The 13,734-nt window shown below is 67.4% G+C and carries 12 protein-coding genes and 1 pseudogene; 7 read left to right on the top strand and 6 right to left on the bottom strand.

All coding sequences use genetic code 11. The annotated features are described in order from the left end of the window. Positions 1–143: 143 nt before the first annotated feature. Positions 144–2,690 carry an ATP-dependent Clp protease ATP-binding subunit gene (locus tag ACPXB3_RS15470; protein WP_425705965.1) on the bottom strand — a complete coding sequence of 849 codons (2,547 nt, stop codon included), beginning with the start codon at positions 2,688–2,690 and terminating at the stop codon, positions 144–146. A gap of 317 nt (positions 2,691–3,007) precedes the next feature. Here ACPXB3_RS15470 and add point away from each other — a divergent pair. From add to ACPXB3_RS15490, 4 genes and pseudogenes are all read left to right on the top strand, one after another. Continuing rightward, positions 3,008–4,056, top strand: a pseudogene (gene add / locus ACPXB3_RS15475) (adenosine deaminase). 144 nt (positions 4,057–4,200) lie between these two features. Next, positions 4,201–4,743: an LppP/LprE family lipoprotein gene (locus tag ACPXB3_RS15480; protein ID WP_425728290.1), complete on the top strand. Its 543-nt coding sequence runs from the start codon at positions 4,201–4,203 to the stop codon at positions 4,741–4,743. 99 nt (positions 4,744–4,842) lie between these two features. Then, complete coding sequence (locus ACPXB3_RS15485) at positions 4,843–5,370, top strand: RNA polymerase sigma factor (RefSeq protein ID WP_425728292.1); 528 nt, start codon at positions 4,843–4,845, stop codon at positions 5,368–5,370. Continuing rightward, positions 5,367–6,713, top strand: a complete 1,347-nt coding sequence (locus ACPXB3_RS15490; protein ID WP_425728294.1) for a VOC family protein — start codon at positions 5,367–5,369, stop codon at positions 6,711–6,713. The genes ACPXB3_RS15485 and ACPXB3_RS15490 overlap by 4 nt, the downstream gene beginning before the upstream one ends. A gap of 28 nt (positions 6,714–6,741) precedes the next feature. On the opposite strand, the gene ACPXB3_RS15495 is transcribed toward ACPXB3_RS15490, so the two are convergent. Then, entirely contained in the window at positions 6,742–7,182 is a 441-nt protein-coding gene (locus tag ACPXB3_RS15495; RefSeq protein WP_425705960.1) for a winged helix-turn-helix transcriptional regulator, read from the bottom strand. A 147-nt stretch (positions 7,183–7,329) separates the two neighbouring features. On the opposite strand from ACPXB3_RS15495, the gene ACPXB3_RS15500 reads away from it, so the two are divergent. The 3 genes from ACPXB3_RS15500 (at position 7,330) to ACPXB3_RS15510 (ending at position 10,746) form a co-directional block, all read left to right on the top strand. After that, a complete protein-coding gene (locus ACPXB3_RS15500; RefSeq protein WP_425728296.1) occupies positions 7,330–8,196 on the top strand; it encodes an SDR family oxidoreductase in 867 nt (288 codons plus the stop codon). Positions 8,197–8,366: 170 nt separating this feature from the next. Then, positions 8,367–9,689 (top strand): hypothetical protein, encoded by a 1,323-nt coding sequence (locus ACPXB3_RS15505; protein WP_425728298.1) that lies wholly within the window; start codon positions 8,367–8,369, stop codon positions 9,687–9,689. Positions 9,690–9,936: 247 nt separating this feature from the next. Continuing rightward, positions 9,937–10,746: a lytic transglycosylase domain-containing protein gene (locus ACPXB3_RS15510; RefSeq protein ID WP_425728300.1), complete on the top strand. Its 810-nt coding sequence runs from the start codon at positions 9,937–9,939 to the stop codon at positions 10,744–10,746. A gap of 34 nt (positions 10,747–10,780) precedes the next feature. Here the strand turns inward: ACPXB3_RS15510 and ACPXB3_RS15515 are convergent, their stop codons facing one another. The 4 genes from ACPXB3_RS15515 to ACPXB3_RS15530 all read right to left on the bottom strand — a co-directional run bounded on the left by ACPXB3_RS15515 (position 10,781) and on the right by ACPXB3_RS15530 (position 13,631). After that, entirely contained in the window at positions 10,781–12,079 is a 1,299-nt protein-coding gene (locus ACPXB3_RS15515) for a M18 family aminopeptidase (protein ID WP_425728302.1), read from the bottom strand. Positions 12,080–12,120: 41 nt separating this feature from the next. Further along, positions 12,121–12,801 carry a phosphoribosylformylglycinamidine synthase subunit PurQ gene (gene purQ / locus ACPXB3_RS15520; protein WP_425705955.1) on the bottom strand — a complete coding sequence of 227 codons (681 nt, stop codon included), beginning with the start codon at positions 12,799–12,801 and terminating at the stop codon, positions 12,121–12,123. 7 nt (positions 12,802–12,808) lie between these two features. Beyond that, positions 12,809–13,048: a phosphoribosylformylglycinamidine synthase subunit PurS gene (gene purS, locus ACPXB3_RS15525; protein ID WP_425728304.1), complete on the bottom strand. Its 240-nt coding sequence runs from the start codon at positions 13,046–13,048 to the stop codon at positions 12,809–12,811. Between the two features lie 100 nt (positions 13,049–13,148). Next, positions 13,149–13,631, bottom strand: a complete 483-nt coding sequence (locus ACPXB3_RS15530) for a glutathione peroxidase (RefSeq protein ID WP_425728306.1) — start codon at positions 13,629–13,631, stop codon at positions 13,149–13,151. Positions 13,632–13,734 lie beyond the last annotated feature (103 nt).

Consider the following 13,734-nt stretch of genomic DNA (forward strand, 5'->3'; position numbering starts at 1 on the left):
CACGATCGCGCGGGTTGCGACGATCGCCCCGAGTTGAATTCGTCTCTCGGCTCAGAACCGGACAAAGATGCCAGAAACGCGCCCGCCGCATCCGATTTCGGATGCGGCGGGCGTGTTCGCGATGTGATGGATGGGTACCGGCGTCAGCTCGCGTCGCTGCCGGCGTCGCCGGCCTTGCTCAGCTCGACGGGGGCATCGGGTAGCTCGCGCGGCTTGTCGGAGCCGACGAAGGTGAACTTGGCGTCTTCACCCTCACTCTCACCGTCCCAGCCCTCGACGTCGACCAGCACGATCTGTCCGGGGGTCAGCTCGTTGAAGAGAATCTTCTCCGACAGCTGGTCCTCGATCTCGCGCTGGATCGTCCGGCGCAGTGGCCGCGCACCGAGCACCGGATCGAAGCCGCGCTTGGCCAGCAACGCCTTCGCCTTGTCGGTGACCTCGATGGCCATGTCCTTGTTCCGCAACTGCGTCTCGACCCGGGTGATCATCAGGTCGACCATCTGGATGATCTCGTCCTTGGTGAGCTGGTGGAAGACGATGACGTCGTCGATACGGTTGAGGAACTCGGGCCGGAAGTGCTTCTTGAGCTCGTCGTTGACCTTGAGCTTCATCCGCTCGTAATTCGACTGCGCATCGTTGCCCTTGGAGAAGCCGAGTCCCACCGCCTTCGAGATGTCGGCGGTACCGAGGTTCGAGGTGAAGATCAGCACGGTGTTCTTGAAGTCGACCGTGCGGCCCTGGCCGTCGGTGAGACGACCGTCCTCGAGGACCTGCAACAGGGTGTTGTAGATCTCCGAATGAGCCTTCTCGATCTCGTCGAACAGCACCACCGAGAACGGCTTGCGGCGCACCTTTTCGGTGAGCTGGCCGCCCTCTTCGTAGCCGACGTATCCGGGAGGCGCACCGAACAGGCGCGACGCGGTGAACCGGTCGTGGAACTCGCCCATGTCGATCTGGATGAGCGCGTCGTCCTCGCCGAACAGGAAGTTGGCCAGCGCCTTGGACAGCTCGGTCTTACCGACGCCGGACGGGCCGGCGAAGATGAACGAGCCCGACGGGCGCTTGGGGTCCTTCAGGCCGGCACGGGTACGGCGGATGGCCTTCGACACGGCCTTGACCGCGTCCTCCTGGCCGATGATCCGCTTGTGCAGCTCGTCCTCCATGCGAAGCAGACGGGTGGTCTCCTCCTCGGTGAGCTTGAACACGGGGATACCGGTCCAGTTGCCCAGCACCTCGGCGATCTCCTCGTCGTCGACCTCGGCCACGACGTCGAGATCACCACTGCGCCATTGCTTTTCACGATCGGCACGCTCGGCGACGAGCTGCTTCTCCTTGTCGCGCAGCCCGGCGGCCTTCTCGAAGTCCTGCGCGTCGATGGCGCTTTCCTTCTCCTTGCGGGCCTCGGCGATGCGCTCGTCGAACTCACGCAGGTCCGGCGGTGCGGTCATCCGACGGATGCGCATGCGCGCACCGGCCTCGTCGATCAGGTCGATCGCCTTGTCCGGCAAGAACCGGTCGTTGATGTAGCGGTCGGCCAGAGTCGCCGCGGCGACGAGGGCACCGTCGGTGATGGACACGCGGTGGTGGCTCTCGTAGCGGTCGCGCAGACCCTTGAGGATCTCAATGGTGTGCTCCACCGACGGCTCACCGACCTGCACCGGCTGGAACCGGCGCTCGAGGGCGGCGTCCTTCTCGATGTACTTGCGGTACTCGTCGAGGGTGGTCGCGCCGATGGTCTGCAACTCGCCACGGGCGAGTTTCGGCTTGAGGATGGACGCCGCGTCGATCGCGCCCTCGGCGGCACCTGCGCCGACGAGCGTGTGCAGCTCGTCGATGAACAGGATGATGTCGCCGCGGGTGTTGATCTCCTTGAGGACCTTCTTCAGGCGTTCCTCGAAGTCACCGCGGTAGCGGCTGCCCGCGACCAGCGAACCGAGGTCGAGGGTGTAGAGCTGCTTGTCCTTCAGCGTCTCGGGCACCTGGCCGTTGACGATGGCCTGCGCGAGCCCCTCGACGACGGCGGTCTTGCCGACGCCGGGCTCACCGATCAGCACCGGGTTGTTCTTGGTGCGGCGGGAGAGCACCTGCATGACCCGCTCGATCTCTTTCTCGCGCCCGATGACGGGATCGAGTTTGCCCTCGGACGCCGCGGCGGTCAGGTTTCTGCCGAACTGGTCGAGGACCAGCGAGGTCGACGGGGTGCCGGACTCGCTGGAACGCCCGCCGGTGCCGGCCTCCTGCGGCTCCTTGCCCTGGTAGCCGGAGAGCAGCTGGATGACCTGCTGGCGCACGCGGTTGAGGTCGGCGCCCAGCTTGACGAGCACCTGCGCGGCGACGCCCTCACCCTCGCGGATGAGTCCGAGCAGGATGTGCTCGGTGCCGATGTAGTTGTGGCCCAGCTGCAGCGCCTCGCGCAGCGACAGCTCGAGCACCTTCTTGGCGCGCGGCGTGAACGGGATATGCCCCGACGGCGCCTGCTGCCCTTGGCCGATGATCTCCTCGACCTGACTGCGCACGCCCTCCAAGGAGATGCCGAGCGACTCGAGCGCCTTGGCGGCCACTCCCTCGCCCTCGTGGATCAGGCCGAGCAGGATGTGCTCGGTACCGATGTAGTTGTGGTTGAGCATCCGCGCCTCTTCTTGGGCGAGCACGACAACCCGCCGAGCGCGGTCGGTGAACCGTTCGAACATTGTTCTCCCTCATTTCGCTTTCGCCCCCGGTCGCCCGCGTTCCGGTGTCACCACCGTGATCGGTGACCTTGATGGGCGACCACTGCAGATGGTGTCGGGCTACACGACGACCAGCTTGGTTCCACTCTAGAGGTCGTGCGGTGTGCACCTGCAGTTAACGCCCACCAGAAGTCATCGATCAGACGCCGACGACGGGAGTCTGCGCGGTACAACCGCCCAGCACACGGGCATGTTCCGGCCCGGCGCGCCCAGGGCTACGCCCAGAGCGAACGCAGGTGGCGGCGCGGCGCCGGCCGCTTGCTCATAGGGTGACGGTCATGCCCGCACCTGCCACGCCCACGCCCGCATTCGTCGCCGGACTCCCCAAGGCCGAGCTCCATGTGCACCTCGAGGGCACGCTGGAACCGGAACTGAAACTGGCGTTGGCGCAGCGCAATGGTGTCCGTCTGGACCAGACGACGATCGAGGACGTCCGCGCCTCCTATCGGTTCGACTCGCTGGCGAGCTTCCTCGCGGTCTACTACCCGGCCATGACCGTGCTCGAACGCGAACAGGACTTCTACGACCTCGCCTACACCTACCTGCAGCGGGCCGCCGCCGAGGGCGTCGTCCACGTGGAGATGTTCTTCGACCCGCAGGCACACACCTCACGCGGCGTGCCCCTGGCCGACGTGGTCGGCGGTTACCACCGGGCCGCCGTCGACGCCGCCGGGCTCGGGGTGGATGCGGCCCTGATCATGTGTTTCCTGCGCGACCTGCCCGCCGACGGTGACGACCACAGTGCGGCGGCGACCCTCGACGCACTCCTGGCGTCACCGGAGCTGACCGCGATGGTCGTCGGCGTCGGCCTCGATTCCGATGAGCGCGACAACCCGCCGGCAAAGTTCGCCGACGTTTTCGCCCGGGCCCGCGCGGCCGGTCTGCACCTGACGATGCACTGCGACATCGATCAGCCCGACAGCATCGAGCACATCCGCCAGGCGGTTTTCGAGATCGGGGTCGAACGGATCGATCACGGCACCAACGTGGTCGAGGACGACGACCTGGTCGACGAGTCGCCCGCCGCGGGCTGGGCCTCACGTGTTGTCCGGTGTCCAACGGTTTCGTCACCTCGGACATGAAATCGGCCGAGATCACGCAGTTTCTCGGCCGCGGCGTGCCGGTCACGGTCAACAGCGACGACCCGGCGTACTTCGGTGCGTATGTGGCGGGTAACTACACCGCACTCGCCGAGCATGCCTCACTGTCGACCGAGCAGGTGATCACCCTGGCGCGCAATTCGTTTCTCATCTCCTGGATCGGTGACGAGCAGTGCGCCGGGTATCTCGCCGACATCGACGCCTACGTCGACGGTTTCACCGGCTGACGCGCCTGACATCGGCCGACGGCACGTATAACGCTCGAATGACAATCCTTACGCAACGCTAACGAGACTGCCGCGGCCCTCGATCACACCCATACGGAAGCCCACTTCCGAGGTCGGGAACCTGACAACCAGGAAGGCCGCATCATGACACCCGCTCATATCTCGCTCAGGGTCAAACGACTTCTCGTACTCTGCCTCGCCGTGGTCGGTGCGCTCGCCGGCACGGTGTCGGCCACCGCACTCGGCACCGGCACGGCGTCGGCCGCCCCATACGGCAGCGGCCACGGACTGTGCTTCGACATCAACTCGCCGCTCGCCCGCGACTCGCTGTCCCGGATCGGGCGCGACGTCAACGGCGGGAGCTGGGAGCCGGCCCGTGCCAGCACCAATCCGCTATCGGGCGGTTGCGATCTCGACTGGATGCTGGTCAACGGCAACGGGGTCGGCGACGCCACCTATCAGTCGCGGGTCCTGCTGTTCAGCAACGGACGGTTCCTCGGCACCGTCGACCCCAAGCCCTACTCCTATACCTCGATCGCCGGCGGGACACGCGATTACGTGACGGTACGATACCGCTGGCTGCGTCCCGGTGACGCATTCTGCTGCGCGAGCGGCGGGCCGACCGACGTCACCGCATTTGCGCTCGGCGGCAACGTGATCCGACTCGGATCCTTCCCGCCGGCCTGACCGGCTCGACCCACACCGCAATCGTCGGGGAGCCCGGCGCCGGCAACTTTTTTCGCGATCCGGCGTCGGGTTTCGCGCATCGGCGACGACGATGAGGGTGTGAGTGGCGAACACAGCGGCCCCGGGGCTCTCCTCGAGGTCTACGACGCGGCCCTGCCCGCGGTCTATGGGTTCGTCGTGCGACGCTGCGCCGACCAGCGCATCGCCGAGGACGTGACCTCGGAGACGTTTCTGGCCGCGATGGACACCGTGCGGCGCGATCCCGGCACCGTGCCCAGCGTGCCGTGGCTGATCGGCGTCGCGCGGCACAAGCTCGCCGATCACTGGCGGCGGGCGCAACGCACTCCCGAGCCCGTCGAGAACCTGCCCGAACATGCCGGCGAGGATCTCGCCGACGCGCACCTCGACCGCTTGGTCGCCCACCACACCCTCGCGCAGTTGGCCCCGATCCACCGGTCGGCGCTCACCCTGCGCTACGTCGACGACCTCCCCGTCGCCGAGTGCGCCGAGATCCTCGACCGGACCATCGGCGCCACCGAAGCACTGCTGACCCGGGCCAAGCGGGCCTTCCGCGCGGCCTACCCCGACCAACCGTCCCGCCGAATCCGGGAAGGAGGACGCGCATGATTCACGACGACGCGGGCTTCGGCCCGGGCGCCGACCCGTTCACCGTGTTGCGCGCCTCGGATGCACCCGGGTGGGACGAGCCCGTGGCCCCCGACCCGGCCTTTGCCGCCCGACTGCGGGACCGGCTGGCGCGCGGGTCCACTCTTCCGAAAGGAATCATCATGTCCGACACCATGATCGACGACCTCACCGCGTCGTCGACGGCCCCCGAGCAGACCACCCCGTCCCCGGTCGAACGCCCCGGAGCGCTGCCCTACCTCACCGTCCGCGACGCCGCCGCGGCGATCGACTGGTACCGGGATCATCTCGGTGCCCGAGTGCGCGGTGAGCCGATCCGCATGGGCGACAACCGGATCGGCCACGCCGAACTCGAGATGGGCGGCGGCGCCGTCTATCTCGCCGACGAGTTTCCCGACATGGGTCTGCGCGCACCGCAACCCGGCGGCGTCTCGGTGAGCCTGATGCTGCCGGTCGACGACACCGACGCCGCACTCGTCCGCGCCCAGCGCGGTGGCGCGGCGGTGACCCGCGAGGTCTACGAATCACATGGCAGCCGCAACGCCACCATCGTCGATCCCTTCGGACACCGGTGGATGCTCACCGGCCCGGTGAGCTCGGCCGTCGGCGTCACCGACCGCATCCGGCCCGGCGACATCGTCTACATGTCGCTGCAGACCCCCGACCGTGCCCGCGCGGCGAGGTTCTACGGCACGGTCCTCGGCTGGGAGTACGACCCGCAGACCCGCCAGGTGACCAACATCGGTCATCGGCTCGGGATCTTCGACGGTGACGGCTACGGGCCCGCAGGCACGCTGTACTGCGTGTACGCGGTCGACGACTTCGATCGCGCGCGGGCCGACATCCTCGCCGCGGGCGGCCGGGCCGGTGAGGTCAGCACCGTCGCGCGCGACGGCTACCGCGTCATAGAGGCCACCGACGACGAGGGCACCGCCTTCGCCGTCCACGTGCCCGGCACCGCGGAGCCCCGTCCGGACCAGCATCCACGCACTCCGGGCGCGATGTCGTATCTCACCGTGCACACACCCGACTCCGCGCGATTCCGGGATTTCTATGGGCGGGTGCTGGATTGGCGCTTCACCGCCGGACGAATCGGCGACGGCTGGGAGGTCGACGGGGCACATCCCCAGGTCGGCATCGCCGGTGGCGCCGACCGCACGATGACCGTACCGATGTGGAACGTCGCCGACATCGACGCCGCCGTGGCCCGCGTCCGCACGGCCGGCGGCACGGTGCTCGACGAGCCCGAACGGCAGGCCTACGGAATGACGGCGCGCTGCACCGACGATCAGGGTGCGCAGTTCTACCTCGGCCAGTTGTTCTGAGGGCGGGCCGCCGCCCCGTGCCGCGACGCTATCGCGGCCCGGGATGCGACGCGTCGTACGCGTCCCGCGCCTCGACGACGACCGCAAGATTGCCCTGGACCAGGTCGATGAGCGCCCGCAGTCGTTGGGCGGCCTCGACACCGAGGTCGGTGAGCGAATACTCGACCTTCGGCGGGATCGATTGCAGCACAGTACGTGTGACGAATCCATCACGCTCCAGCGTCTGTAGCGTCTGGGACAGCATCCGCTCGCTGACCCCGTCGACCCGTCGACGCAGGCTGCTGAAACGCAGGTCCCCCTCGGCCAGTGCCGCAAGCGCCAGCACACCCCAGCGGCTGGTCACGTTCTGCAGGATGTCGCGGGATCCGCAGTCGCGGGCGAAGACGTCGGCCTCCAACCCTGCGTCGGCGGCCTCGGCATCCGCCGCGCCTGCCGCGGCGTCGGTGTCTCGCTCGAGTGCAGAACTCATGGCCGTCATTCTAGGGAAGACATACCGCCAGCGCTAACTTTTCGTCTGTGCACCCTGGTTTCTATTGCGCAGCACTAATCGTAAGTGCATCATGTTTGAGAAGCCGTTGATCTCGAACGCCGCCCCGCGGCGGACATAGGAGAAGTCATGACCACTTACGCCGTCACCGGAGCAACCGGAAAACTTGGCGATGCCGCTGTGCGCGCACTGCTCGATCGGGGCGTCGCCGCCGCTGATGTCGTCGCCATCGTCCGCGATCCGGCCAAAGCGGCGCCATTGCGTACCAAAGGCGTGGACGTGCGAACCGCCGACTACGGCGACCCCGGCGCTCTACGCGCAGCACTGTCCGGTGTCGAGCGACTGCTCCTGGTGTCCGGTTCGGAGGTGGGGCAGCGAGTTGATCAGCACCGCAACGTGATCGAGGCAGCAAAGGCCGCGGGCGTCGCACTGATCGCCTATACCAGCATCCTGCGCGCCGACACCTCACCGCTTTCGCTGGCGACCGAACATGTCGCCACCGAAGAGCTGCTCAACGATTCCGGCATTCCCTCGGTGTTCTTGCGCAACGGGTGGTACTGGGAGAACTATCTGGCCTCGGCCCCCACGGCGGTCGAGACCGGGACCCTGTTCGGCAGCGCCGGCGACGGAGTGATCGCGGCCGCGTCCCGCCTCGACTACGCATCCGCCGCGGCGGCGGCACTCGTCGACGCGACCGGCGGCGAGGTCTACGAACTCGCCGGCGATGAGCACCTCACATATGCCCAGATCGCGCAGGCGATCGCAGAGATCTCCGGTAGGCCGGTGGGCTACCGCGACCTCGCCGAAGCCGACTATGCCGCGGCCCTGACCGATGCCGGCATACCGGCACCGATGGCCGCGGTCCTCGCCGATTCGGATGCCGGAGTCGCCAAGGGCGCCCTCGATTCCGACTCGACCGATCTGCAGAAACTGATCGGGCGCTCCTCGACTCCGCTGGCCGAGGTGCTGCGGACGGGCCTGGCCGCCACCGACTGATCCGTGTCACCGACTGATCCGTGTCACCGACTGATCCGTGTCACCGACTGATCCGCGCCACCGACTGATCCGCGTCACCGACTGATCCGCGCCGGCACCCTCCCCACGTATGGCCGCGTGATTGACTGGTCGCCATGTGTGTGCCAGTGGTCCATGGGGGACGGTGACCGGTGTCGAGAGCACTCACCTCGTCGCTTCGTCGAGCGCGCCGTCGACTCCCGTTCGGCATCGGCACCGTCGCCATCGTCGCGGCCGTGGCGCTCGTCGCGGCGGTGGGGGCGGTCCTGGCCATCGGGACCCCCGATCGGCCGTCGACCCGACACGACTACGGTCTGCTGCGCTCGTATGTCCACGAACCCGATGTGGCATGGACGATCTCGAACACGACGCTGCCCGATTACACCTCGGGCGATCGCATCGAGGTCGTCGCGACCCGAGGTGATCGCTGGTTGGTGAGTTACCCGTCCGGGATCGGGCGGGCCTATCTGTTGCTCGACCGCGACAACGGGCACCAGGTGTGGGACCATCCACTGCGGGCCGGCACCGGCAGTTGCGGGATGACCGCCGACGGCGTCGTCGGATGCGCGGTCAACGCCAACAGTGAGCTCGATCGCGGCTTCTATCTTCTCGACGAGGACGGCAACCACGGTGATCGGATGCCCCTCGAGGACACCGAACTGGTCACCGGGGTCGGCCCGAACTTTCTGCGGATCTCCTCGTCGGGGCACCAGGCCTCGATGTTCACCCCCGACGGCCACAAATTATGGTCCCGATCGTTCGCACAAGCGGCCACGGCGACCGTCCTCGACGATGGCCTGCTGCAGATCAGCACCAGCGACGCCGGGCGTTTCATCGTCGATCCCGCATCCGGCGCCGACCGTCTGCACTGCACCGACTGCACGATCACCGCGTTCGGAACCGGTGTCACCGTCGAACACACCGATCCGGATCATCGCATGTTCGACTCCTATGCGGTCACCGACGGCGTCCTCGACCCCCGACCCGTTGCGCACGTCGCCGGCATGCACGTCCTCACCGGTCCGTCCACGCTGGCCGTCTTGACGCGGACCGGCGACGCGCAGATGCAAGCAACCCAGGGCACCTATGTCGTGGTCGATCCGGCCAGGCCGGGCGCGTTGTGGCAGATCTCCGACGAAGAACTGTCCAAGGCCAACACCCGGCCCTGCGGCGACGCGGTGGCATTCGCCCTCAAGAGCCGGGCGCGGTCGATCTACGCACTCGCCGACGGCACGCATCTCGGCTCGCTGCCCGCCCCGGAGTTCGGCGACCCCGACGCGAACCTCGACAATCTGCGGTGCGTCGGGTCGAGTGGCAAGGACCTCATCTTCGCCAGCAACACCCGGATCAGCGCCGTCGACCCGGCCGCGGGTGGCTTCGCCTGGTCGGTCGACGTCAACGGGCAGGTCGATGCCGTCGACGGCTTTCTCGTCGCCCGAGAGGGGTCGAGCATGCGGGTTTTCGCGCCGAACTGACAGCCGAACTCCTACCGAGCACCGCCGCGACCTCAAACCTCGCTGTGGGCGGACTCACATTTGGGTGTCACTCGTCGGCATGACCTGCAATGGCCGTGCCTGCGCTCAGTGAACTCCCAGATTCGGTAACGAACCGATAACGGAATGGACACGAAAGCCTGTACCGTCGGCCGCGGCCCATTTCCGGAAGGGATGGCCGAGATGTACCGATCTGCGAGCAATCCGAGTCTGTATTCGAGGTCCGAAGTTGGGGAAGCACTCCAAATCACGCGCGGCATTCCTGCCGCGCTCACGCAAGTCCATGCTTGCCGCCGCAATGATCCCGATGGTCGGCGTATGCGCGGCAGCCGCGGCCGCCGCCACCGACGACGCCCACGGGAGCGCGGCGTCGGCCCCGCCGTCGGCGGCCGCATCGGCGCCACAATCGCCCACCCAGTCGTCGGCACCGACTCGCACCAACACCCCGACGTCGCTGCCGACCCGTCCCGCAGCCGGCCCCACGGTGGCCCCGGTCCGAGCCGACACGGCACCACTGCCGGCGAGCGTGACCGACGGAGCGGTGCCGTCGATCAACTACCGCGCCTACAAGGCAGCGGCGGACAACATCGCCCGCACCCAACCCGCCTGTGGCATCGACTGGCGACTGATCGCGGGCATCGGGAATGTCGAATCCCATCACGCCAACAACGGCGACGCCGACTCGTCCGGTCGTCTGCGCGATCCGATCTTCGGGCCCACGCTCGACGGTTCGCTGGCCGGCAATGAGGTCGTCACCGACACCGACGGCGGAGCCATCGACGGTGATCCGGTCCACGACCGCGCGGTCGGACCGATGCAGTTCATCCCGGCGACCTGGAAGAAGTACGGCGCCGACGGCAACGGCGACGGCGTGATCGACCCACAGAACATCTTCGACGCCGCCCTGACCACCGCGCACTACCTGTGCGACGGCGGCCTGAACCTGCGCGACGTCGCCGGCCAGACGACGGCGGTGCTGCGCTACAACAATTCGATGACCTACGTCAGCGACGTCCTCGGATTTGCGCACGGGTACTGACGGGCACAGCCCACCCGCAAGTGCCGGGGGGCGGCTACTCTGCGCCCAGAAACGCCTGGAGCGCAGCGGAATACATCGGGACATCGGCGGCACCCATGAGTTCGCGCGCGCTGTGCATGGCCAGTTGCGGGGCGCCGACGTCGATGGTCCGTAGCCCGGTGCGCGCGGCCGTGATGGGGCCGATCGTCGACCCGCACGGCAGATCGGCGCGGTGGACGTAGCGCTGCATCGGAACGCCGGCGGTGTCGCAGGCCAGCGCGAAGATCGCCTCCCCCACCGCATCCGAGGCGTAGCGGAGATTCTGGTTCACCTTGAGCACCGGACCGCCGTCGAGGGCGATGTGATGGCCGGGTTCGTGCCGCTCCGGATAATTCGGGTGGGTGGCGTGGGCCATGTCTCCCGACAGACAGACACTGCCCGCGATCGCCTGCAGATAGTCGGCGCGGGTTCCGCCGCGCGACAATACGATTCGCTCGAGCACCGTGGCCAGCAAGTCCGATGCGGCGCCCCGCTCGGAGCCGCTGCCGACCTCCTCGTGATCGAATAGCGCCAGCACGCGCGTGTGGCTCGACGACGTGCCGTCGAGCAGCGCCCGCAGTCCCGCGTAACAGGTGCCCTGATTGTCCAGGCGCGGCGCGCTGAGCATGGACTCGTCGATGCCGATCAGCCCCGACGGCGTGACGTCGTGCGTCATCAGTTCCCAGCCGAGCAGCGAATCCGGTGCCACCGCAGCGTATTCGGCTACCCAACTCAGCACGTCGGGCGCATCTGCACCGAGCGACCACAGCCCGTCGAGATGCCGCTGGGGATCGAGCGTGACGCCCTTGCGGTCGGCCGACAGGTGAATCGCCAACTGCGGCACCCGGATCACCGGTTCGGCCACATGCACCAACGTGTGCTCGACGCGTTCCCCCACGCGGTAGGCCAACCGGCCGGAGAGGCCGAGGTCGCGGTCGAGCCAGGAGTTCAGCCAGGCACCGCCGTAGGGTTCGAGGGCCACCGTCGACACGCCGGCACCGACCCGGTCGGGCCGTTGTTTGACACGGAGGTTGGGGCTGTCGGTGTGCCCGCCCACGATGCGGAAGTCGCTGCCGTCACCGAGATCCCACGCGATGATCGAACCGCCGCGGATCACGTAGTGGCGCTGCGGCACCACATCCGGGCTCTGCGCGGCATCGAGATTCCACTCGTGATCTTCGTGCAGCCGTCGGAAACCGGCCTCCGCCAACGTCTCCGCCACCTTGGCACAGACATGAAACGGCGACGGCGAGGCGTCGATGAAGGCGCCGAGACCGGCGGCGGTCGCGGTGGTGGACAGGCGTGGTGTGGTCATATCTCCCAGACGTTCTCAGCCGGTCACGGGGATCGTGGTGCTCACGCGTTGGCGAGCACCGCGTCGATCGCCGAATAGAAGAGTCCGAGGCCATCGTCGCTCGGACCGGTCAGCGCCTCGGTGGCGTGCTCGGGATGTGGCATCAGTCCGACGATCCGCCCGTCCGGACTGCTGATGCCGGCGATGTCGAGGGCCGAGCCGTTCGGGTTGCCGCCGGCGTAGGTGAACGCGATCAGGCCTTCGCCCTCGAGTTCCTCGAGTTTGCGCTGCGGCGCGACGTAACGCCCTTCCCCCGACTTGAGCGGAATCAGGATCTCCGCACCCCGCTCGAAGCGAGTGGTCCAGGCGGTGGAGGTGGATTCGACGCGCAACCACTGGTCGCGGCAGATGAAGTGCAGGCCCTCGTTGCGCGTGAGCGCGCCCGGCAGCAATCCGGCCTCGCACAGCACCTGAAAGCCGTTGCAGATACCCAGGACCGGCATACCCTTGCCCGCGGCCTCTAGTACCGATCCCATGACCGGGGCGAATTTGGCGATCGCACCGGCGCGCAGGTAGTCGCCGTAGGAGAAACCGCCCGGGACGATGACGGCGTCGACGCCCTTGAGGTCGGCGTCGCCGTGCCACAGCTCGACGGCCTGCGCACCGGCGAGGCGGACGGCGCGAGCGGCGTCGGCGTCGTCGAGGCTGCCGGGAAAGGTGATGACCCCGATTCGTGCTGTCATCGCGGCGCTACCCGGAGATCCGGGAGACGCTGAAGTTCTCGATCACCGTATTGGTGAGGAGTTCCTCGGCGATCTTCTCCAGCGTCACGTCGTCGACGGCGTCGTCGACCTCGAGCTCGAAACGCTTGCCCTGGCGGACATCTGCGACCCCGGCAATCCCCAGGCGCCCCAGCGCACCGACGATCGCTTGTCCCTGCGGATCGAGGATCTCGGCCTTGGGCATCACGTCGACCACCACTCGTGCCATCGGCAATTGCTCCCATTCGGTTTCTCCGACGTCTCACAAGGGCGTCGAAGGTTGGCTGAACACCGGTTACCTTACCGGTTGGGGCGAATGCCCGGTGCGGTCAGAGCACCGCCTCGATGGCCGCGACGACCTCGGGCGCGGTGGGTTCGGTCCGCGGACGGAATCGGGCGACGGGTTCGCCGTCGGCACCGACGAGGAACTTCTCGAAGTTCCATTGGATGTCCCCGGCCTCGCCGTCGGCGTCGGCGAGGGCGGTCAGTTCGGCATACAGCGGATGCCGTCCGTCGCCGTTGACGTCGGTCTTCTCGAGCAGCGGGAAGGTGACGCCGTAGTTGGTGGAGCAGAAGGTGGCGATCTCCTCGGCACTGCCGGGCTCCTGGCCCATGAACTGGTTGCAGGGCACGCCGACGACGGTCAGACCACAATCGCCGTAGGTCGTGGCCAGTTCCTCGAGTCCGGTGTATTGCGGGGTCAGACCGCATTTGCTGGCGACGTTGACCACCAGCAGCGGACCCTCGAAATCTGCGAGGGACAGTGCCGATCCATCGAGGGCGGCCACAGGGATGTTCTTCACATTGCTCATGACCGTCGAGGGTAATCGTCCCGACCGCTATGCCACAGCTCACCGTCCCGGGGAGATATGACACAACTCACCAATAATTGTGTTCGCGCGATAGTTGCGTGGC

The organism is Gordonia sp. DT219 (assembly GCF_049847065.1).
Lineage (GTDB): Bacteria > Actinomycetota > Actinomycetes > Mycobacteriales > Mycobacteriaceae > Gordonia.

What these genes read in the sequence shown, in the direction of transcription:
- ACPXB3_RS15515 (WP_425728302.1), bottom strand. Translation starts at nt 12,079, where the DNA reads ATGACCACACCACGCCTGTCCACCACCGCGACCGCCGCCGGTCTCGGC.
- ACPXB3_RS15480 (WP_425728290.1), top strand. Translation starts at nt 4,201, where the DNA reads ATGACACCCGCTCATATCTCGCTCAGGGTCAAACGACTTCTCGTACTC.
- ACPXB3_RS15495 (WP_425705960.1), bottom strand. Translation starts at nt 7,182, where the DNA reads ATGAGTTCTGCACTCGAGCGAGACACCGACGCCGCGGCAGGCGCGGCG.
- ACPXB3_RS15530 (WP_425728306.1), bottom strand. Translation starts at nt 13,631, where the DNA reads ATGAGCAATGTGAAGAACATCCCTGTGGCCGCCCTCGATGGATCGGCA.
- ACPXB3_RS15470 (WP_425705965.1), bottom strand. Translation starts at nt 2,690, where the DNA reads ATGTTCGAACGGTTCACCGACCGCGCTCGGCGGGTTGTCGTGCTCGCC.
- purS (WP_425728304.1), bottom strand. Translation starts at nt 13,048, where the DNA reads ATGGCACGAGTGGTGGTCGACGTGATGCCCAAGGCCGAGATCCTCGAT.
- purQ (WP_425705955.1), bottom strand. Translation starts at nt 12,801, where the DNA reads ATGACAGCACGAATCGGGGTCATCACCTTTCCCGGCAGCCTCGACGAC.
- ACPXB3_RS15500 (WP_425728296.1), top strand. Translation starts at nt 7,330, where the DNA reads ATGACCACTTACGCCGTCACCGGAGCAACCGGAAAACTTGGCGATGCC.
- ACPXB3_RS15490 (WP_425728294.1), top strand. Translation starts at nt 5,367, where the DNA reads ATGATTCACGACGACGCGGGCTTCGGCCCGGGCGCCGACCCGTTCACC.